The sequence below is a fragment of the Pseudarthrobacter phenanthrenivorans genome (assembly GCF_036455295.1).
In the GTDB taxonomy this organism is placed as follows: domain Bacteria; phylum Actinomycetota; class Actinomycetes; order Actinomycetales; family Micrococcaceae; genus Arthrobacter; species Arthrobacter phenanthrenivorans_C.
In genome coordinates, this window is the sequence record NZ_JAYXNX010000004.1 from 375,602 (window position 1) to 395,561 (window position 19,960).

Sequence of the window (19,960 nt, forward strand, 5' to 3'; positions counted from 1 at the left end):
AATCGGTCGGTAAGACTTGCGAACCGAACTCCAGTCGTCCTCGACCAGCGCAGCCAAGCCTTCTTCCCTCGAGGCCAGGAGAGCGGGGGGAACGTTGCTAAATTCTCGGATAATGATCGCGACAACGCTAATTTCCCAGTTGCACGATATATTCTTCACCGGCCCGTTATGATCTGGCATAAAGTCGATTGGAAAGGCCGCCTCCTATCTGAGTCGTGTCTCGTTCGAATCAATGCCGATGCGTCCGACGGGTACGTGCAACCTTGCAGGAGTTCCTGCCCAAATTCCTGGTATGGTCACTGTCCGGGAGCTGGAGCCGAAGGATGCCCCAACAGTCGTACTAGGTGCATTGGCGAAAGCAGTCAAGAGTTTGCGTGGCTTGGCTGTCTGCGAAAAGATGTGCCTTTGTAAAGTGCAGCAATCGAGAGCTACATTGTAGCTTTCACAAACGAGGCAGTACTGCCTTCCCCATGTGTGAAAGAGGAGACCTAGGGTTTGAGTGAATTGAGGCACGAAAAACCTATGTGGCTACGTCGATATCTACAGGAATACTGCACGCTTGAAGAAATTGCGGAAGCCGAAGGGATTACTAGGGAGGGCGTTAGGCAACGGCTCAAAAGTCTTGGTATCGAGCCCCGGACTCAGAGCGACACCAGTCGTTTACGGGAACAGCGACAGATTTCGCTCAAGGCAGTCCAGATACGGCAAGAGTTCCTGAAGACGCGCAGCATTGAAGAGACTGCGACAGTTATTGGGTTGCCGGCTGCATGGGTAGAGCGCTTCGTTGGTGCTCAGATACCTGACTTTCGCGTATTAAGTGCCGTACCCAGGCGCGTAACAAAGAAATATTCGGAAGAAGACCTCTTGGCGAGCCTACGTCATGCCGCGACGACTTTATCTGGGAACCTCACAGCGGACGCGTACGTAGAGTTTACCCGCAACCACGGAATATTGCCGGACGGAAGGCCTCGCCCGGGCATGCAAGTCATGCTGCTTCGCTTCGGCTCCTGGCGGGCAGGGCTGGAGGCGGCAGGACTACCCGCAAATGCTCATTCCGGACCAAAAAAGGCATTTAACGCCGACGACGCGGTCGCTGCAGTGGTGAGGTCCTGGCGAGACGTCGGCAAGCCGCCTACGGTCGGGAGCTACGATCGGTGGCAACAGGCACATAAGGGCCATCCCAGTCCAGCGACTGTTAGAAAACTGACGGGCAACTGGAATGAGCTGCTTGTGAGGTGTTGGCAGATCGTCCATGGCCTCTCACTTGAGCAAGAAGATGAAAGTATCGCTGTCCCTAAGTCGTCGCTGGCGACTGACCCCGAGTCGCATGTCTCCGACGTCCTCGTCACCTACTACGCCGCAGACGAAGGAGTTCAAATCGAACTCAGCAACGAACTGGTGGACGGGGGCTACTTGGCACTAGAGCGTGCAGTGAGAAGTCATGCATCGATCCAAAATGCTGTGGCTGAAGCTGCGAAGGCAGGGGGGATGCAAGTCTGGAGTCCAGCGTTGGGAGGGCCGCAGTTCGACATAGCACTTTCCCACAAGGACGGCCGGCAGTTCGTGGTCGAGGTGAAGTCTGCTACTGAAGAAAACATTGAGTTTCAGCTCAGGGTTGGTCTAGGTCAGGTCCTTCGCTACGCGCACCAACTCTGCACAGATCGACACACTTACCTTCCGGTGATTGCACTTGAACTGAGACCTGATGAGTCGTGGATAAACATGCTTCGGAAGCTTGGAGTGGGAGTGCTGGTAAGTGATTCCATTGGCGAAGACCTTGAGCAACTGCTCCGTATTACCGGTGCCTGACTTTCTTCCCATGCACATTCTGGTAAAGACCGCCGTGGGGCCGTCGCCTGTACATTAGCTCTCGACCTCGCTACGACGGTTCAAGGAACGACGAGAGCTATTTGAGCCCGTTATTCGACTGCGAACGAGGTGTTGACGGTGTCAACACCTTTAGCTCCGGAGTCTGTCTTAGATCGGTCGGACCGGTCCGGATTCCGTATGTTTTTGTGGCTTTCCAGTGTTTGTAAGGCTTGGAATGTAGTTCGAGTCCCACCTCGGGCACAACAGATCGCCTCGTCAGAGGCGATTTTGCTTTGATGTGTTGACAAAGCTTGCGGTCGCGTCGTCTGACGGGTTCGGTCGCCGGCTGTGGCCTGGCTGCCGCGGAGCCTATTCAGGTGTGTGGGTGGTGGCGGGTCCAAGTCCCTGGCAGGTGGGCCTTCCGCCTGCTGTGGTGGGATTATGCGGTTCCTCGCTTCCGGTTTTGTCGGGTAGGCCCGGGTGGCCTGCACCTATTCATGTGCCGGGGGAGCGGTGGACTACATGACCGCTGGGCGTTTGATATGCGGCACCTTCAGTGCGAGGTTTCAGTGACGTAAAGGACCGTGCATTCCTGCTTTTGTCCGGCCAAAGAGCGTGTGGACACTGTCCACACTTACGTGTGATTCAATTCTGTGCCCGGCCCAGCCGAGAGTCGGGTGCTCGCATGGCTGCTTGCGGCGACTTAGCGCAGGGCCGTCTTGATGAAAGAGGTTGGCCTCGGGGGTGTGCCGCTCTTTCCGAGGCAGCAACAGCCGTAACGGCGGCTGTGGTTGACGCACACTAGGACACCGTCGAGAGGCTGGACGCGTTAGTCGCTGATTCGGAACATTGAGATGTGGGCCTCTTTGGCGATGCGGCCACGACGGTGTTGACGTCAGCATCATGCCTGCACCGGATCGCGTCGGAGTGTCAGCTTGAGATCTTAAGCTTCTAAGAGTGGCTGCCCAAGAAGCCGGAATCGGACTCCAACCTGACGCTCTCGGACCGCCAGACTGACGTTAGGTTGGGGTGTACTTCAAGGAGCCAAGGAGGCCGATCTGGTCCTTATGTGGGTGGACTTCATCGGCGGCGGTATTTGCGTTCTGGCCTTCCGGCCCTACCGTACTCCAGTCGCACGTTCGCGCGCCCGTTCTCGACGAAGTATTCAAGGTAGCGCCTGACGCTGACTCTGGATATCCCGAGAGTGTCTGCGCAGTCTGAAGCGGACATCTCGCTGCCGGACCCGAGTAGTTCGGCGACGAGTGCTGCAGTCTCAGCACTGAGCCCCTTGGGCAGTCTATGGACAGCGTCTGAGAGTGGCGCTGCGGAGTACCCAAAGATTTTGTTGATGTCCTCTTGCCCGGCAGCGGCGGCTTGGTTAAGTGTTTCTGCCTGGTTTCTGAAGCGTTGGAGCTGTGCGGTCAGATCTTCGTATTCGAAGGGCTTGATGATGTAGTGGACGGCTCCTCCTTCCAGTGCATCTCGGACGCTGTTCGCTTCTGTCGCTGCGGTGATGACGATTACGCCGACAGGGATGCGCGAGGCACGCCATTCCCGGAGGAGGTCCAGACCGTTGGCATCTGGCAAGTGGACGTCCAGGAGAATCAGGTCAGGGTTGAGTTCTTGCACTGCTTCTCTTGCGGATTTACCATTATGCGCCGTTCCCACTACCTGAAAACCGGGAGTCTGATTGACAAACCGGGAGTGGATACCGGCAACTCTGAAATCGTCTTCGACGACGAGGACATTGATCATGGGAGGACCGCCGAATAGGGGAGGGTTGCTTCAAAGACTGCCCCGGCCTCGTTGCGGACCGTCACTGCTCCTTTTCGTTTGGCGCAGACGAGACGGACCAGGGCGAGCCCGACTCCACGCCCGGCAGCGGGTGCGGGTTTGGTGCTGAAGCCGCGGGTGAAAATCCGTTGTTCGAGGTCTTCCGGGACTCCAGGCCCAGGGTCGCTGACTCTAATGGTGATCATGGAATCCCTGTCGCTGATGTGTACAAACACGGTGGCGTCCTCCAGGCCCGCGATAGCGTCGACTGCGTTGTCGATGAAGTTCCCCAGTACGGTGATGGCGTCGGCGGCCAGTGATGGTTCCAGAGGCTCGAGGTGCGATTCGTTGTCGAGCCGGAGTTCGATGCCGGATTCTTCGGCGAGGCTTATCTTTGCCACGAGCAGCGCGGCAACAGAGGAGTCCCTGACATGGCGGGCTATCTGACCGTTAATTTCGGCGCGGCGCCTGGTCAGTGCCCGAATGAACGTTTTCACTTCTGTGAAGTCACCCAGCTGCAGCATGCCTGAAACGGTGTGCAGTTGGTTGTAGAACTCGTGCGTTTGGGCCCGGAGGGTTTCGGTGATGCTCTGGTTGGCCGCCAGTTGGCTTTGCAGTTCGGCCAACTCTGTTCGGTCACGCAGGGTGGTGACCGTTCCGATTGGCCTGCCCCGGCTGCCGACAGTCCTGCGGTTCAGTACCAGCAGCCTCGACCCGCTCACGGCCATTGTTTCCTCTGCGTCAGTCGTTCCAAGCAGCAATTCCCGGATGTTGTCCTCAAGTGGCAGCTCTTGGGCGCGTTTGCCAACCGAATCGCCCTGCAAGCCCAGCAACTCGGTGGCTGGCTGGTTCAAAAGGGTGATCCTTCCATCAGGCCCGACGCCAATGACCCCTTCGCGAATGCTGTAGAGCAACGCCTCACGGTTGTCGGCGAGTTCGGCAATCTCCTCCGGTTCCAAGCCCCTCGTGCGCCGCCGGATAAGGCGGGACAGCAGCCACGAGCCGGCAACGCCAAGCGCGGCACCCATGCCAAGGAAGAACATCAGGTCCGGCGCCGCAGCTGCCAGCGCGCTTCCGAAGGCGGGGTAGTCTTCCGCTACCAAGGCCAGCCCGGTGACCGTACCGTCAGCTTTCAATACGGGGACACGTGCCGCGATGGTCTGCCGGCCGCCGAAAGTGAGGTCACCGGTCCATGAGCGCCCCAGCGCGGCCTGTGATGCCGCTACATCCACCGCATCCCCGACAGTTTCCGGCTCGGAGGAGGCAAGGACAACGCCCTTTGGATCTGTGACTGCGACGATCGAGGCGCCGGAAAGGGCACGGGCCTTGTCCACGTCAGGGGCGAGGATGACCGATGCCTGCGCTGCCGAGATGTCATCGCGGACCACCGGAGTGGAGGCCAGGTTTTCGGCGATGGCAAGCATCCTTTGGCCGTGGACGTCGACGAAGTCCGCCCGCGATTGGGCCACCGAAACCATCGTGACGGCCAGCAGGACGATGGTGATCACCCCAAGCTGCAGCAGCATGAACTGCCGGGACAGGCTTAGGCGGCGTCCCGGCGTGAACGTGACCACAAAGACCACAACCTTCATTGATTCGCTAACAGTGACAGCCCCAGGTGGCATGAGTCACGCTTTGATAGTAGCCACGTCACACAGGAACAGCGCACACACCACAAGGAGGTGAGGACCATGATGACACTGCACAAAGCTGTCCGCGTCATTGCCCTCACCGTGCTCCTGACGCTTGGTGCGTGTGGAACCTCAGCTCCGGCAGCGACACTGGTGAACCCCACGCGGATGATGGTCCCCAACAGCCCCGGCGGCGGTTATGACATCACCGCCCGGGTCGCCGCACACGTCATGGAGGACGCAGGGATTTCCGGGCACATGGAAATCTTCAACGTCCCGGGTGAAGGCGGCAGTGTTGCTCTGGCCCGGCTGATGAATGAAACCGGAAACCGCGGCCTTGTAATGATGATGGGCCTGGGGGTGGTCGGGTCAAGCTACGCCAACGGTTCCAGGATCAAAGTCTCCGATGCGACCCCCGTGGCCAAACTCCTTGAGGAACCTGAAGGGATCCTCGTCCGGGGAGACTCTCCTTACCAGACAGTGGGGGACCTTGTGGCTGCATGGAAGGCCTCCCCACAATCCGTCACGGTGGGGGGAGGGTCTGCCATCGGTGGTCCCGACCACCTGTTTCCGATGGAACTCGCCCGTGCGGCAGGCATCAGGATCACCGACGTGACCTATCAGCCCTATTCCGGAGGGGGCGAGCTGCTGCCGGCCCTGCTGGGCAGCAAGATCGCTTTTGGAACGTCCGGCATCGCCGAGTACGAGGAACAAATTGCCTCCGGCCAGCTGCGGGTCCTTGCCGTATCAAGCCAGGACCGGCAGCCCGGCATCAGCGCACCAACTCTGCGCGAATCCGGAATCGACCTGGCATTCACGAACTGGCGTGGACTCATGGCCCCGCCAGGACTGTCCGATTCGGACCGGACAAGGCTCACCGAAGCGCTCACCCGACTGCACGAATCACCCGCCTGGAAGCAAGCCCTCGCGGACAACGGCTGGGAAGATTCCTTCACCACAGGGACCGACTTCGAGGCTTTCCTCAAACAACAGGAAAGCACGGTCGCCAGCACCCTCACCGAGCTCAATCTTCACTAACCACTGAAGCACGGGCCCCTTCATCGAGCGGTTCACCGCTCAGGACACGCACCACAACCACGACAGGAAATACCCCATGCCCGAAAACATCTCAACCCAGCACGCGGACAGCGACATCGTTGTTGAACTCCGCGCCGTGGACAAGCACTTCGGCCCTCTTCACGCCCTGCGGAACATCAACCTGCAAGTCAAACGGGGAGAGGTCGTCGTCGTCCTCGGCCCCTCGGGCTCCGGTAAATCGACAATGTGCCGCACCATCAACCGCCTTGAAACCATCGACAGCGGAGAGATCCTCGTCGACGGAGCACCCCAGCCGGCCGAAGGCAAGGAACTGTTCAAGTTCCGCACCGAGGTCGGAATGGTCTTCCAGTCATTCAACCTGTTCGCCAACCGCACCATCCTGGACAACGTCACGCTCGCACCAAGAAAAATCCTCGGCCAAAACAAGGCCGACGCCGAACGCCGGGCACACGAACTGCTGGACATGGTGGGCATCGGCTCCAAGGCCAGCTCCTACCCGGCCCAGCTCTCCGGCGGCCAGTCACAGCGCGCCGCCATCGCCAGGGCACTGGCCATGGACCCAAAGGTGATCCTGTTTGACGAACCAACGTCGGCCCTGGACCCCGAATCCACCCAGGACGTGCTGACCACCATGCGTCAACTGGCCGAACGCGGCACCACCATGGTCGTCGTCACCCACGAAATGTCCTTCGCCAAGTCCTGCGCGGACCGGATCATCTTCATGGCCGACGGGGCAATCATCGAGTCAGCTGACCCGGAAACATTCTTCTCCGCACCAAGCAGCGAACGCGCGCGCAGTTTCCTCTCCTCGGTTCACTAACCCACCCACTAACAAGCGACGGCATAGACGCCCGCGCCCAAACCAAAAGGACAATCATGAAAAAGCTCCAGATCATCGCCCCCCTCGCCATCGCAGCCACCCTCGCCCTGAGCACCACAGGCTGCGGAAGTGCAACAACTCCCACCGCCAGCAGCCCGGTCGAGAGTTTTCCCGCCGGCACCACCATGGCCAAAATCCAACAGCGCGGGAAAATCACCATTGGCGTGAAATTCGACCAGCCCATGTTCGGCGTCAAGAACCCGGTGACGGGGAACATGGAAGGCCTCGACATCGAACTGGCCAAGCTCCTGGCCAAGGACCTCACCGGCAGCGAAGACAACGTCGAATACGTCGAGGCCGTCACCGCGAACCGCGAAGCGTTCCTTCAGCAGGGCAAGGTCGACGCAATCCTTGCCTCCTACGCTGTCACCGATGAACGGAAAAAGGCCGTAGCCTTCGAAGGCCCGTACCTCGAAAGCGGTGTCTCCACAATGGTCCGCAACGATGACTCGTCCATTGCCAATAAGGACGACCTCAACGGAAAACCGGTCTGCACCACCACTGGCGCCCGCGCCGCGCAGCTTCTGCCCACCCTGGCACCTCAGGCCAAACTCACCCTGTTCGGCACCTACAGCGAATGCGCCCAGGCCCTGAAGCAAAAGCGTGTTGACGCCGTCGTCACCAACGAATCACTCCTCCTGGGCCTGATGGACCAGAACAAGGGCGACTTCAAACTCGTCGGTGACTACATGGCAAGCGAGGAATACGCGATTGGATCCGCCAAGGACGACACGGCCTGGCACGACTACCTCGACAGCTTCCTTAAGAAGATAGAAGACAACGGTGAGTGGAAGAAGGCTTACGACAACACCATCGGCGCCGTCAAGCCTTCTGATGTCACCCCGCCCCACATCACCCTCTGAGGCCTGACATGTCGTTCTTCTCCGGTTACATCGCAGACTTCAGCAGTGGAGTCCTGATCACCCTTGAGCTCACCGTCCTGGGCTGGGCAGGAGCCCTGCTCCTGGGAACAGTCCTGACGGCCATGCGGGTCAGTCCGATCCGCACCCTCAACGCCGCAGCAACTGCCTATGTGACGGTCTTCCGGAACATTCCGTTGCCGGTCCAGATGGTCCTGTTCGTCTTCGGCCTGCCCCTTCTGGGCATCCAGTACCCGCTGTTCGCGTCGGCCGCCATCGTCCTGGTCATCTACACCGCACCCTTCGTCAGTGAAACTCTCCGGTCAGGACTCAACACGGTATCCACCGGCGAACTCGAAGCCCTGCGAGCCCTCGGATTCGGTCCACGGCCGGCAATGCAGCACATCATCCTGCCCCAAGCTTTCGGGACCGTCATCCAACCGCTGGGCAACGTCCTGATCACCATGATCAAAAACACCTCAGTCGCCGCACTCGTGGGCGTCGCGGACCTCACATTTACCACCAACAAAGCAGCCGTTGACCAGGCCCAGCCCTTCCTGATCTTCAGCGGAGCCGCCATCAGCTACCTGCTGATCGGCCTCATCGTCGGCCGACTCGTGGGCATTCTTGACCGAAAGGCGGCCTTCAGCCGATGAGCACAAAACAACTCTTTGACGCACCCGGGCCGAAGGCCCGGCAACGCCACAGGTTATTTGAAGTCCTCAGCATCGCCGTGATCGCCGTCGGACTGTATGAGGCATACAAAACGCTGGAGGTGCACGGCGAATTCAGCCAAGCGGCGTGGAAACCCTTCACCCAACCAGGGCTGTGGGTCCTTCTCGGACAAGGCCTGCTGAACAACCTTCAGGCAGCAGCAGTCGGCATGGCCCTTTCCATGCTCTTCGGCTCCTTACTCGCCTTTGGCTTATTGTCACGCCGCGCCCCGCTCCGGGTCGCGTGCAGAATCTTCACAGACGTGTTCGCCAGCGTTCCGCTGCTTCTGCTTCTGTATTTCACCTCCCTGGTCCTGCCCACCTACGGGCTGAAGCTCCCCGACTTCTGGTTCCTCGTCATCGCCCTCACCCTCTTCAGCAGCGCCGTCATCGCAGACCTCCTCAGGTCAGGAATCAAGGCCATCCCCTACGGCCAGACCGAAGCAGCGGAAGCCCTGGGCTTCTCAGGGTTCCGGACAATGCAGCTGGTACTCATGCCCCAGGCCCTGCGTTCCATGAGCCCGGCGCTCGTCAGCCAAATGGTGATCCTTTTTAAAGGCACAGCACTGGCCTACGTGCTCGGCGGCTACATCGAGCTGCTGCGAAGTGCCACCGTCATCGGCACCTACTACAGCCGATCCCTGCTTCAGGCCCAGATAGTGGCCGCCATCGGATTCATGCTGGTCAACGTCGCTCTCGGACTGCTCGCCACCTGGTTGGGCCGCCGTCAACGCTTACAGAACGTCACAAAACCTGCCCTGGAAAGCCTGGAAATGCCAGCAGAGCTGAGCACCAGATAGCGGTAAAAGCAACAAATAGTAGGGGACCATCCTGCGCGGATGGTCCCCTTACCTCTGAACCAACATCAGGGCAGGATTGCCAACCTCGTCCGCCTGGACATGTACATGCACCAGCCACAGAGAGCGCACCGTAACGACCGACCAGAAGCCCGCCAACAAAATCACCGGACGACCGGTGCCAGTCCCGAACTGGACAAAACTGTGCCGCGGTGAGGAAGTAACCATCCGTCAAAACGGTGGATTCGTCGCCTCAGGCCACGTCGACGCGATAGCCGTTGATGGGAGCATCCTATGGCTCATCAAAAATGAGGGCCGCGGCCGCGCCCTGTTCCTTCACCGCGACGGTGTCCAGATCTTCATACATCTACGACCGCGGATTGAGGGCCGATAGTGGCTTCCGTCCATCAACTATTTGGCGTTGGGTTCGGCATGGACGCGCCGCCCAGGGCAGGGGCAGCTGCCCCTGCGGTCGCTAACGTCAGAGTAGCGCGAAATTCCGTTTCCCTGACGGCGGACTAATAACGTTCTCAGATCCCATCTTTGCAGTCAGAGGGCGACCGAGACCGGTCCCAAGAAGCTGACAAGAGTCAGAATATTGCCAGAACCTGCACTTGATGAGGGTCGCTTGTTCACGATGGCTACAAAGGCACCGATACCGCCGGCAATGCGTTCGGAGAACGCCTGAAAACTCCGCCCACCACCCAAGTCCTCCCACGCCAGACAGCCTTGCCGCCAGGTTTGGGTGTGCGCTAACTGGGGTATCAAACAGCGGCATCGACAGAACTGCGCTTGCCCTAAGTGCGCGGCCTGAGAGCTTTTACTCCAAAGCAAGACAGGGAGTGCCTTTTCTGGCCTGGTTGCATCGCATTGCCCGGTGGGCAGGTGGCCTTGCGTCGCCGGACACTCCTGGTCCCGTACTACAGTGCGTGGGTCCTGCTGAGCAAGCTTGCCGCAGCTTCGTCGAGAATCATCGTCACGTTGGGGTGCCTTTGGAGGATGGACGCGGGGAGGTCTTCGGTGACCGGGCAGTCGACCGCGCTGCGAACGGCAGCCGCTTTTGCCCCGCCGCTCACGACCACTAGGAGGTGGCGCGCTTCCATAATGGTTCCCAGGCCCTGGGTTATTGCATGGGTTGGGACATCGTCGAGCGAGGAGAAGAACCGGGCGTTCGCCTTTCGGCTGTCTAGGGTGAGCGGGACGACCCGGGTTCGTGATTCGAACGATGAGCCCGGCTCGTTGAACGCGAGGTGGCCGTTCCGCCCGATGCCCAGGACCTGAAGGTCGATCCCGCCTGCGAGCCGGATGAGTTCCTCGTAGTCGCCGCCATGGAGCCCGACGAGCCCGCCGGCCTGGCTCGCCAGCGGGACGTGTGTGTTTTCGGGCCTGATTCCCAGGGGTTCGGAAATCCTGTGTCGGACGAAGTGGGCGTAGCTCTGTTCGTGCTCTGCGGGAAGGCCCACGTACTCGTCCAGGGCAAAGCATGTTACAGCGCTGAAGTCGGCGTCTGCGCGGGCAAGGTGTTCGTAGACGGGCAGCGGCGAAGACCCTGTGGCGACACCCAGGACCGTCGCGGGGTTGGCCCGCACTTGCGCGAGAACCAGGTCAGCGGCGGCGGCCCCGAGTTCGTCCAGCGTTTCGGTGACGATGATGTCCACGGTGGTTATGCTCCTGCGTGGGATGGTTCGGGCATGCGGAGGGTTTCGTCCGGTTCGGGGACTGCCGCAGGCAGCGGCAGACAAAGGGACGGCACGGGGGCCTCAAGGCTTTGGTAGGCGATGAGCAGGGCCCCGAGCATGGACAAGTCGCCTGCCATGGGGGAAACCGTGACAGCCGGGGGATACGGTACGAATTCGTCCAGGGCATCCCGGAGCCGCGGCATGAAGACCTCGGCGGCAGCGGTGACGCCGCCTCCGATCGAGATGCTGTCCGGGTCCAGGGTGATGGCCAGGTTGGAGGCCATGTGGATGAGCTCATTGACGAATTCGGCGCCCAGCTCCGACAACGCCGTCCCGGAGTCTGGGTTCGTGGCCCAGGCGCCGAGGATCTCCGAGGCGGTCGCCGGCTCTCCTGTGGATGCAAGTGCCCGGTCACCCAGGGCCCGTCCTGATATGGCGTCCTCCAGGGGCGCGCGGCCACTGCGGTGTCCGCGAGTGTGGGAGGCCGACACGGGGAGCAGGTAACCGATCTCGAGGGCCGCGCCGTTGGCGCCCATCAGTGGTTTGCCGTCGATGACGGCCCCGGCCGAGAGGCCGGTGCCGAGGTTGATATACAGGCCGCAGCGGGCGCCCTGGAGTTCGCCCCACTGGTAGTCCGCCATGGCGGCGGCCTTGACGTCGTTGGCCCAGGCAACGTTCCCGACACCGAGCATGGCGGCGATGGTGTCAGCCGGCAGGGACGTTTCCATACCGGGGTTGTTCGGGGTGAGGGCAATGCCGTCCTCCCCGATGACGCCGGGCGTGACGAGCCCGACCGCGCCGGCGATCACGTCACTGCCGATGAGGGCGGCCGCTGTGTCCAGCACATCCTTGAAGCATGCCTGGACGTCCTTAAGTACCTGGGTGGTGTGGCGGCCAGCGGGTCCGCGTGCTTCGGAAATAGCCAGGATGCGCCCGTCCAGCGTTGCCGCGCAGACTTTGAGCTTGGTTCCACCGACGTCGATGCCGACAGCCAGTTGGGCTGGTCTTGAACCGCTCACGCGTTGACCTCGTGAACGCTGATTTCCTCATCGACTTCGTTCTTGTCGACAGGCAGCGGGCCGAACGGCCGGGTCTTTTCGCGCTTGGCCCAGATGAAGAAGCTGATGGCGCCTGCAGCTACCCAGGCCAGAGAGAGCTCGATGGGGTGCAAGTCCGGGGCATTGACGTCGGAGTAGAAGTAGATGACCAGCCAGCCAAGTCCGGCGATGATCAGCGGCGCGGGGTACAGCCACATCTTGTATGGGTGGATCATGTCTTTGCGGCGGCGGAGAACGACCACTGCTGCTACCTGTCCGAGGGACTGCACGAGGACCATGACGGCCGTCAGGAGCTGGATGAGTGCGCTGATGTTGGTGGCCCGGCCGATGAGGAACCCCGCGGCGGTCATGACACCCATAGCGATCAGTCCGGCGACGGGGAACTCTTTCGTGGGGTGCAGCTTGGCGAAGGACTTGAAGAACACTCCGTCGCGCGCGGCGTCGTAGGGGACCCGCGAGCCGGCCAGGAGACCCACCATCAGGGAGGCGAATGCCGTGATCAGGATGAGGACGGTAACGACGTTGGCGACGTCCGGGCCCCACGTGCGCTGGAGGACGAGGGAGGCGAGCGACTGGTACGCCATCGAGTCCGTGTCAAGCATTTCCTGCCACTTGACCACGCCCAGGACACCGATCTGCATGAAGAGGTAGATCGCCATGATGCCCACTACTGAGAACACGACGGAGCGGGGGATGGTCTTCCCGGCATTCTTGACTTCGGCGCCCATGTACGAGGAGGTGTTGTAGCCAAGGTAGTCGTAGATGCCAATCGTCAGGCCGGCGACGAAGGCGATCCAGAAGCCGCCCGAGGTGATGTCGAAGGCGCCGGCGGGGTAGTCAATCACCTGCGCGGGGTTGAAGTGGGTGAAGCACGCGACGATTACCGTCAGGACGGTGAGGACCATGATGGCCCACAATACGACGGTCAGCTTGCCAAGCGATTCGATGCGGCGCCACAGGACGGCGGTGATGATCAGAATCAGGCCAAGGCCGACGAAGGTTCCAGTCAGGTCGTCCATTCCCGGAACCAGGTAGCCAAGGTACTGGACGAATCCGATCACACCCGTTGACATGACCAGGGGGATGAAGAGCACGGCGGACCAGACGAACAGGAATGGCATGAGTCGTCCCGTCCGGTATTTGAAGGCTTCGCGAAGGTAAACGTAAGTGCCTCCTGAGTCGGGCATGGCGGCGCCGAGTTCGGCCCAGATGAGGCCATCGGCCAGGGCGAGCACCGCGCCGGCGATCCAGCCGACCACGGCCTGTGGGCCGCCGAAGGCAACGATCATGGCGGGGATGGTGATGAATGGGCCGATGCCGACCATCTGGGACATGTTGAGTGCTGTGGCCTGAAACGAGCCGATGCGGCGGCGCAACTGGGGTGCGCGGGCAGGAATGGACGCCATTGTGAATCCTTTGGAAGAGGGCTGATCCCGACATCAGATGCAAAAGCATGCGGGAGCCGTGCAGAGAACGTAATCGTAAAACACTTTTCCGATCAGGGTCAAGATCAATTCCATGACGCTGGAGAGAGTCGTCTCATAGACCTGTCATCAGCATGTCCCAGGCCAGTTCAAGACCTTTGGTCGCAGCTCCACGAAGCGTTGCGAGTTCACCTGCTGCACTGACTTCCACCGGAGGGACCCGGACCGGGAGCAGCTCTCCGAGGTCATGGTGCACCGACTCGGCAAATTCCGGACCGCCATGGAGGCCGACACTGCCGGTAAGGACGATCAGCGGGGGATCGACGATAAGGATGAGCGGACTGAGCGCGTAAGCGACCAGGCGCGACTCCCTGGCCAGTGCCTCGGCTGCCCTCGGATGCCCCTCGCGTGCAGCGCGGACCAGTTCGGCTACAGCATCAAATTCGCCGTAGGAGAGCATGGCATCGGCGGACGCTGCCTCTTCAAGGGAACCGCGAAGGGAAGGGGCATCGGGGTTGAGCGGGTCGACGCCCAGTGGCAGAAAGGCGATCTCACCCGCCAGCCCATTCGCGCCGGACAACGGCTGGCCATCGCGGACAACTGCGGCTCCAACCCCTCGACCTACCGACAGCAGGACGAAATCCCTGGCCCCATCAGTCTGCCTCGCTTCCGCTTCACCCAGCGCTGCCAGATACACGTCCTTCATGATGAGGAAGTTCGGCCCGAACACGTCGTTCAGTGCGGCCAGGGTCGCCTTGTCGTCCCAGCCGGGAAGGTTGGAGGCATGCTGGAGGCGGCCCGAAGCCGGGTCAACGACACCCGGGCTGCCCATGACGGCGTACACGATGGCGTCCCTCGACAGAGACTCCTGCACCAGTAGTCCGGTCAGGGCATCCGTCAACGCAAGAAGCACGTCATCGGCGGAGCCCGAATCCGACCTTGCGCGGAACGTACCTCTGGGTTCTCCGTTCAGGCTGCGAAGCCCAAGCCGCACCCACTGTGTCCCGACGTCGATGGACAGGATAAACCCTGCATGCTCGTCGATGGACCACAGCAAGGGAGCCTGACCGGACCGACCCGCCTTGAAGCCCTGTTCCCGTACAAAACCGGCTCCCTGGAGCGTTCGAAGTGCAGATCCAACGGTTGGTTTAGACAGGCTGGTCCTCTTCGCGATTTCCGGCGCGGTCGTGGGTCCGTAAAGGCGAACGTCGTCGAGAACGACCCGTTCATTTGTGCGCTTCAAGTCGGTAGCCCGCACGCCCTGCGCCAAAGAATTCACTGGAACATCCTAGTTTCAACCATGGGCAGGGCAGCACCTCGGGCTCGCGGCGCGGGTCATCGAGCTGAAAGTTGAAGTGCCAGGGCCCGCCGCCCCGAGCTAAACAATCAACGTCGCGATACGGCGCGCTGCGTTACCGCCGTTCGATGAGGCGCCCTGGGATGCTGAGGCTTGACCGCGCTAGAGTCGATGGGCAGAGATTGCTACCGCATACGTACCGCCGGCCCATCGGCCTATCTCGCTGGTTGTGCAGGTCGTTTTCCTTCTTGGTTGAGGCGTTGACCAAGGAGCTGGACGGCGGACGTCAGGGCGTTGATGGCATCCTGGCCCAGCTGAACGGCCGTTGTTGTCTCCCAGTTTTTTACGATGTTTGTCATCCGGTCGAGGCGTTCGGCGCCGTGGTCGGAGACCCGGACTGTTATGCGGCGGCGGTCCTCCGGGCTGGGAAGCCGGAATACCGAGGCTGCATCTTCGAGGGCGTTCACTGTCCTGCTGAGGGACGCGTTGGGCAAGCCGGAGGAGACGGCGAGCTCACCCATGGTCGGTGCCCCCAGTTGGGATACCAGGTCCAGGATGCGCCATTGCTCGACGCTGATGTCCGCTTCGCTGAGAGCAAGCGACAAACCGTCCAGGAGGTTTTTGTCCAAGACAGCCAGTGCCGTTACGACCCGGGACAGCGACGCGTCGTTTCCGTCATCGTCTCGGATGGCGGTCATGGTTCCTCCCTGATCGCCCGTTGGGCGCGGATGCGGCAAGATCATCTGGTGACCTCTGCAGTCAGCCTAATACTTCCAGGCGACCTTTTGCTGCAGGGCCCAACATCCGACCATTTCAGCATCGGCCTGCTGGCCCCCTTGTCGGGGGTGATGGGGATCTCGGGCCCTTCGATTTTGAACTGCGCCTTGCTCGCGGCCGAGCAGACGGCTGAGCGGACTGGTGTCCCCGTCGATCTGGTCGTTATCGATGCGGGCCGCGGGGCGGCCGAAGCGGCCCTGGTCACGCGCCAACTGGTCAACGCCGGGCTGGTGCGGGGCTTGGTCGGGGCGCATACCTCCGATGTCCGGGCAGCGGTTTCTGACGTCGTCGCGGGCCGGCTGCCCTACATTTTCACCCCGCCCCATGAACGAGAAGCCGGACGACCAGGAACCATTTTCACTGGTTCAGGGCCGCGGCTGCAGCTGCAGCGGCCTTTGGAATGGATCGTTGGGCGCCACCGGGTGCAGCGATGGGCTTTGATAGGGAACGATTACATCTGGCCTCGGCAGGTTCACCGCACAGCACGACAACTTCTTCGCGGGCTTGGACAGAACGTCGTCATGGATCGGCTGGTGGCGTTGGGTTCCGTTGACGCAGAGCGGTTGCTTGATGAAGCACGGGCAGGCCGGGCCGAAGCGATCCTGCTGTCACTTGTAGGCCGGGACGGCATCACATTTCAGCGCGTGGCTGCAGAGACCGGGGCCGACCAACGCTTCATACGCCTTTCCACGGCGCTTGATGAAAATTCTCTTCTTTCCGCCGGCGGGGACTCCTCCGGGCTGCTCTACGCGGCCATGCCGTCGTTCATCCAGCAGGAAGATGAGAGGCACCAAAACCTGTTGGCCGTCTACATGAAGCGGTTTGGGCCTGCGGCTCCCCTTCCGGCTTCCTACGCGGAGGGATGCTACGACGGCGTCGTGCTGCTCAGCGAGTTGTGGCTGAGCGGCCTTCTCGGACCCACTGCCGGTTCCACCGAGGAGCGCCCTCATGCGTCGACCGCGCAGCTAGGGGCCGTGCTTGCGGGCCTTCAAGCAGCCTCCGGCCTTGCCATCGCGAATGAGAACGACTTGCTTGTCATCTAGATCACACCTGCGTATGATCCAATCGTTTCCACTTGGAAATAATTCCTTTTCTGCGGACGGTACCGTTCGTGGCCAAGCATTGGATTTCTATCAACGATGAGTATCGAACCGCGCGGATCGCACGAGATCACCGCAAACCCCACGGCGGGGGAGAGCCGGGCCGATGGAATTGAAGACTTCGGCTACCGCCAGGAGCTCAAACGCACACTCAAGTTTTCCGATCTTCTCGTTTACGGGCTGATTTTCATGGTGCCGATCGCACCCTTCGCGATTTTCGGCAGCGTCTTCCAGGCCTCCGGCGGGATGGTGGCCATGGCTTACATCGTCGGTATGCTCGCCATGATGTGCACGGCCAACTCGTACGCGCAGATGGTCCAGGCCTTCCCGATGTCGGGGTCTGTCTACACCTACGTCGGCCGCGGCATCACGAAGATCCTTGGTTTTGTGGCGGGGTGGATGATTCTCCTCGACTACGTGTTGATCCCCGCGCTTCTGTACTTAGCCGCTTCAATCGCGATGAACGGGATGATCCCGGCAGTCCCTCTGTGGATGTGGCTGGTCGCCTTCGTAGTCTTGAACACAATCATCAACTACCTCGGCATCGAATTCACCGCCAAGGTCAACAAGATCATGCTGGTCCTGGAACTCCTGGTCCTGGCCGTCTTTTTGGTCATCGGATTCACCGCGGTCGCCAACGGCCAGGGAACATTCAGCTTTGATGCGTTCTTCAATCCGCACACGTTCGACTGGTCCCTGATCTTCGGCGCCGTGTCCATCGCGGTGCTGTCATTCCTCGGCTTCGACGGAATTTCCACCCTCGCCGAAGAGAACGCCGGAACCACCAAATCGCTGGGCCGGTCCATGATCGCCGCGCTGCTGCTGGTCGGCGTGCTGTTCGTCGTTCAGACTTGGGTCGGCTCCATGCTGGTCCGGGATCCGGCCAGCCTCCTGTCCGACGGGGACCCGAACGGAACGGCGTTCTACGACGCCGCGCAAAACGCTGGCGGACCTTTCCTGTTCGTCCTCACCGCCGCGGCCACCGCAGTGGCATGGGGCTTCGCCAACGCACTGGTAGCGCAGGCAGCAACGTCACGCTTGCTCTTCGCCATGGCTCGCGACCGCCAGCTGCCGGCGTTCCTCAGCCGCGTGCACCCCACCCGAGGCGTCCCGGTCAACGCCACCTTCGTCGTAGCATCCATTTCGCTGGTACTTGGCCTCTACCTCGTCGCTCAGCCCAACGGTCTTACCGAAATCTCCACCCTGGTCAATTTTGGTGCGCTGACGGCCTTCTCCTTGCTGAACCTGGCAGTCGTCTGGTGGTTCATTGTCCGGCAGAAATCGAAGCACTGGTTCCTCCACCTGATCCTGCCGCTGCTTGGCTTCGCGATCCTTGTCGCTGTAATCATCAACGCCAACATCAGCGCCCAAATCCTCGGCGTGGTCTGGCTTGTGGTCGGTGTCGCCGTCGCACTCTTCCTGCGGAAAACAGGACGCATGACAGACCCAACAGCAGCTTCCTCCACGCCCGAGTTGAAAGGAGTCAACTGACATGGCCGTCCACACCCTGAAACCACGCCCTGACCAATATTCCTACTTCTTCGGTGGCGTCGAGCCACTGCTAAGCGTGAAACCCGGCGATGTAATCCAGGTCAGCACCGAAGACTGTTATGGCGGAAGGGTCGCCAGCGACAAAGATCTGCCCAGCCGGGTCGTACCCTTCTCGGAGCTCAACCCGGTCTCCGGACCAATTCATGTGGAAGGAGCAGAAGTAGGCGACGTCCTCGCCGTCCACTTCATCTCTATCGTCCCCGCCCGCCCGCATGCCATCTCCAGCACCTTTCCCCACTTCGGCGCGCTAACCCCGACCCGCGAAACAGCGATGCTCGCACCCGAGCTCGAAGAACGGGTCTGGTTCTACGACATCGACCTCGAAGCATGGACAGCCACATTTCGTGCCAAACAGTCGGACTACCAACTATTGTTGCCGCTGGACCCCATGCACGGAACCGTCGGTGTTGCCCCGGCCAGCGGTGAAGTGCGCCTGGCGGTAACACCATCAACCCACGGCGGGAACATGGACACACCCGAAGTGCGCGCCGGGACAACCCTCTACCTGCCCGTCAATGTTTCCGGCGCGCTGCTCTCCCTTGGTGATGGCCACGCCCGGCAAGGCGAAGGCGAGATCTGCGGGACCGGCCTGGAATCGGCAATGAACAGCACCATCGTGGTCGACCTGGTCAAAGGCGCAGCACCAGCCTGGCCACGTCTGGAAAATGACGAATACATCATGAGCACCGGATCCGTACGCCCGCTCGAAGATGCATTTCGCATCAGCCAGGCAGACCTCGTCTCCTGGGCATCCGACCTGACCGGGATGGACACCCTCGACGCCTACCAACTCGTCAGTCAACTCGGACTCGCGCCGGCCGCGAACGTCTGCGACCCCAACTACACCATGGTGGCGAAACTTCCGAAGTGGTCCCTTACGTCCGCCCAGGCCTATGGAGGTACCCACCGCCGGCTCCGCGCGGCCGCAGAGGAATACAAAAACCGCTAACAATCACCTCCGCGCAGCGCATCAACACCTGCAGCTAGAACAAGCGTAAAACCAAGTTTGGGATGGCTGCCGCCGGCGGCCGGACAAGAGTTCCGTTCCGGAGGAACCCATCGGCGGTCTTTTCCATGTACCCGTGTTGGAGGAGATCGACGACGAGACGCTGGGTTGTCGATATCGGAAGCCCGGCCCGCTGCGCCAGGGACTTAAGGGTCAACGATTCATGATCAGGGTCGAAGGCTGCGATAAGGCGTGCGAGCCGGGCCACGACGGACTCTCCACTCGGGGAATTGGCCATGGCGACAACTTAAGTGACCGAAGCGTTTGCTGACCCTCAACATATGCCTCCCGGCATGTGCCCGGGGACGTCTGCTCTTCCTTGTTGTCCTCCAGCGGCAAGTGCCAGAAGGGTCTAGCACTGCTCGCAGCCCACCAGTCTTCGCCTGCTTCCGTCCACCCTTCCGATTCCACATCCGCCATGACCGCATGGCCGGCTGCCGCTGAGCGGCGATGAGCAGATAGGCCTTGAACTGTTTTTGCTTGGACGGCGCAGAATGATGACATCGTGTTGCCAGTCGAGAGGACCGAACTTGCCGGATTTAACGT

Annotated in this window: 17 protein-coding genes and 1 pseudogene; 9 read left to right on the plus strand and 9 right to left on the minus strand. The window is 61.0% G+C overall.

What is annotated here, in order from left to right; translation table 11 throughout:
- Window positions 1-495 precede the first annotated feature (495 nt).
- A complete protein-coding gene (locus VXJ37_RS07725; protein WP_331322465.1) occupies window positions 496-1,809 on the plus strand; it encodes a hypothetical protein in 1,314 nt (437 codons plus the stop codon).
- Window positions 1,810-2,889: 1,080 nt separating this feature from the next.
- On the opposite strand, the gene VXJ37_RS07730 is transcribed toward VXJ37_RS07725, so the two are convergent.
- Both VXJ37_RS07730 and VXJ37_RS07735 read right to left on the minus strand, forming a co-directional pair.
- A complete protein-coding gene (locus VXJ37_RS07730; protein ID WP_331322466.1) occupies window positions 2,890-3,564 on the minus strand; it encodes a response regulator in 675 nt (224 codons plus the stop codon).
- Window positions 3,561-5,207: a sensor histidine kinase gene (locus VXJ37_RS07735; protein WP_331322467.1), complete on the minus strand. Its 1,647-nt coding sequence runs from the start codon at window positions 5,205-5,207 to the stop codon at window positions 3,561-3,563. The genes VXJ37_RS07730 and VXJ37_RS07735 overlap by 4 nt, the downstream gene beginning before the upstream one ends.
- A gap of 69 nt (window positions 5,208-5,276) precedes the next feature.
- Here VXJ37_RS07735 and VXJ37_RS07740 point away from each other — a divergent pair, with 69 nt between their 5' ends.
- From VXJ37_RS07740 to VXJ37_RS07760, 5 genes are all read left to right on the plus strand, one after another.
- Window positions 5,277-6,251, plus strand: a complete 975-nt coding sequence (locus tag VXJ37_RS07740; protein ID WP_440589782.1) for a Bug family tripartite tricarboxylate transporter substrate binding protein — start codon at window positions 5,277-5,279, stop codon at window positions 6,249-6,251.
- A 76-nt stretch (window positions 6,252-6,327) separates the two neighbouring features.
- Window positions 6,328-7,092, plus strand: a complete 765-nt coding sequence (locus tag VXJ37_RS07745; protein WP_331322469.1) for an amino acid ABC transporter ATP-binding protein — start codon at window positions 6,328-6,330, stop codon at window positions 7,090-7,092.
- A 56-nt stretch (window positions 7,093-7,148) separates the two neighbouring features.
- Complete coding sequence (locus VXJ37_RS07750; protein ID WP_331322470.1) at window positions 7,149-8,015, plus strand: glutamate ABC transporter substrate-binding protein; 867 nt, start codon at window positions 7,149-7,151, stop codon at window positions 8,013-8,015.
- Between the two features lie 8 nt (window positions 8,016-8,023).
- Window positions 8,024-8,668 carry an amino acid ABC transporter permease gene (locus tag VXJ37_RS07755; protein WP_331322471.1) on the plus strand — a complete coding sequence of 215 codons (645 nt, stop codon included), beginning with the start codon at window positions 8,024-8,026 and terminating at the stop codon, window positions 8,666-8,668.
- The gene (locus tag VXJ37_RS07760) at window positions 8,665-9,525 is read left to right on the plus strand and encodes an amino acid ABC transporter permease (RefSeq protein ID WP_331322472.1); all 861 of its coding nucleotides are present in this window, start codon (window positions 8,665-8,667) and stop codon (window positions 9,523-9,525) included. Before VXJ37_RS07755 ends, VXJ37_RS07760 begins: the two co-directional genes overlap by 4 nt.
- A gap of 917 nt (window positions 9,526-10,442) precedes the next feature.
- Here VXJ37_RS07760 and VXJ37_RS07765 read toward each other — a convergent pair.
- The 6 genes and pseudogenes from VXJ37_RS07765 to VXJ37_RS07785 form a co-directional block, all read right to left on the minus strand.
- Window positions 10,443-11,180: a glucosamine-6-phosphate deaminase gene (locus tag VXJ37_RS07765; protein WP_331322473.1), complete on the minus strand. Its 738-nt coding sequence runs from the start codon at window positions 11,178-11,180 to the stop codon at window positions 10,443-10,445.
- 5 nt (window positions 11,181-11,185) lie between these two features.
- A complete protein-coding gene (locus VXJ37_RS07770) occupies window positions 11,186-12,220 on the minus strand; it encodes an ROK family protein (protein ID WP_331322474.1) in 1,035 nt (344 codons plus the stop codon).
- Window positions 12,217-13,665 carry an APC family permease gene (locus tag VXJ37_RS07775; RefSeq protein WP_331322475.1) on the minus strand — a complete coding sequence of 483 codons (1,449 nt, stop codon included), beginning with the start codon at window positions 13,663-13,665 and terminating at the stop codon, window positions 12,217-12,219. Before VXJ37_RS07775 ends, VXJ37_RS07770 begins: the two co-directional genes overlap by 4 nt.
- Window positions 13,666-13,798: 133 nt before the next feature.
- Entirely contained in the window at window positions 13,799-14,740 is a 942-nt protein-coding gene (locus tag VXJ37_RS07780; RefSeq protein ID WP_331322476.1) for an ROK family protein, read from the minus strand.
- Between the two features lie 45 nt (window positions 14,741-14,785).
- Window positions 14,786-14,962, minus strand: a pseudogene (locus VXJ37_RS21140) (hypothetical protein); the annotation flags it as partial.
- 233 nt (window positions 14,963-15,195) lie between these two features.
- Entirely contained in the window at window positions 15,196-15,585 is a 390-nt protein-coding gene (locus VXJ37_RS07785; RefSeq protein ID WP_331322477.1) for a MarR family transcriptional regulator, read from the minus strand.
- Here VXJ37_RS07785 and VXJ37_RS07790 point away from each other — a divergent pair.
- The 3 genes from VXJ37_RS07790 to VXJ37_RS07800 all read left to right on the plus strand — a co-directional run bounded on the left by VXJ37_RS07790 (window position 15,544) and on the right by VXJ37_RS07800 (window position 19,357).
- Entirely contained in the window at window positions 15,544-16,800 is a 1,257-nt protein-coding gene (locus tag VXJ37_RS07790; RefSeq protein ID WP_331322478.1) for an ABC transporter substrate-binding protein, read from the plus strand. The two genes, VXJ37_RS07785 and VXJ37_RS07790, sit on opposite strands and share 42 nt — an antisense overlap.
- A 96-nt stretch (window positions 16,801-16,896) precedes the next feature.
- Window positions 16,897-18,348, plus strand: a complete 1,452-nt coding sequence (locus tag VXJ37_RS07795) for an APC family permease (RefSeq protein WP_331322479.1) — start codon at window positions 16,897-16,899, stop codon at window positions 18,346-18,348.
- A gap of 1 nt (window position 18,349) precedes the next feature.
- Window positions 18,350-19,357 carry an acetamidase/formamidase family protein gene (locus tag VXJ37_RS07800; protein ID WP_331322480.1) on the plus strand — a complete coding sequence of 336 codons (1,008 nt, stop codon included), beginning with the start codon at window positions 18,350-18,352 and terminating at the stop codon, window positions 19,355-19,357.
- 34 nt (window positions 19,358-19,391) lie between these two features.
- Here VXJ37_RS07800 and VXJ37_RS21145 read toward each other — a convergent pair whose 3' ends face one another.
- Window positions 19,392-19,652 (minus strand): helix-turn-helix domain-containing protein, encoded by a 261-nt coding sequence (locus tag VXJ37_RS21145; RefSeq protein ID WP_369605605.1) that lies wholly within the window; start codon window positions 19,650-19,652, stop codon window positions 19,392-19,394.
- Window positions 19,653-19,960 lie beyond the last annotated feature (308 nt).

What these genes read in the sequence shown, in the direction of transcription:
- VXJ37_RS07775 (WP_331322475.1), bottom strand. Translation starts at nt 13,665, where the DNA reads ATGGCGTCCATTCCTGCCCGCGCACCCCAGTTGCGCCGCCGCATCGGC.
- VXJ37_RS07735 (WP_331322467.1), bottom strand. Translation starts at nt 5,207, where the DNA reads ATGCCACCTGGGGCTGTCACTGTTAGCGAATCAATGAAGGTTGTGGTC.
- VXJ37_RS21145 (WP_369605605.1), bottom strand. Translation starts at nt 19,652, where the DNA reads ATGGCCAATTCCCCGAGTGGAGAGTCCGTCGTGGCCCGGCTCGCACGC.
- VXJ37_RS07750 (WP_331322470.1), top strand. Translation starts at nt 7,149, where the DNA reads ATGAAAAAGCTCCAGATCATCGCCCCCCTCGCCATCGCAGCCACCCTC.
- VXJ37_RS07795 (WP_331322479.1), top strand. Translation starts at nt 16,897, where the DNA reads ATGAGTATCGAACCGCGCGGATCGCACGAGATCACCGCAAACCCCACG.
- VXJ37_RS07745 (WP_331322469.1), top strand. Translation starts at nt 6,328, where the DNA reads ATGCCCGAAAACATCTCAACCCAGCACGCGGACAGCGACATCGTTGTT.
- VXJ37_RS07760 (WP_331322472.1), top strand. Translation starts at nt 8,665, where the DNA reads ATGAGCACAAAACAACTCTTTGACGCACCCGGGCCGAAGGCCCGGCAA.
- VXJ37_RS07740 (WP_440589782.1), top strand. Translation starts at nt 5,277, where the DNA reads ATGACACTGCACAAAGCTGTCCGCGTCATTGCCCTCACCGTGCTCCTG.
- VXJ37_RS07800 (WP_331322480.1), top strand. Translation starts at nt 18,350, where the DNA reads ATGGCCGTCCACACCCTGAAACCACGCCCTGACCAATATTCCTACTTC.
- VXJ37_RS07730 (WP_331322466.1), bottom strand. Translation starts at nt 3,564, where the DNA reads ATGATCAATGTCCTCGTCGTCGAAGACGATTTCAGAGTTGCCGGTATC.
- VXJ37_RS07755 (WP_331322471.1), top strand. Translation starts at nt 8,024, where the DNA reads ATGTCGTTCTTCTCCGGTTACATCGCAGACTTCAGCAGTGGAGTCCTG.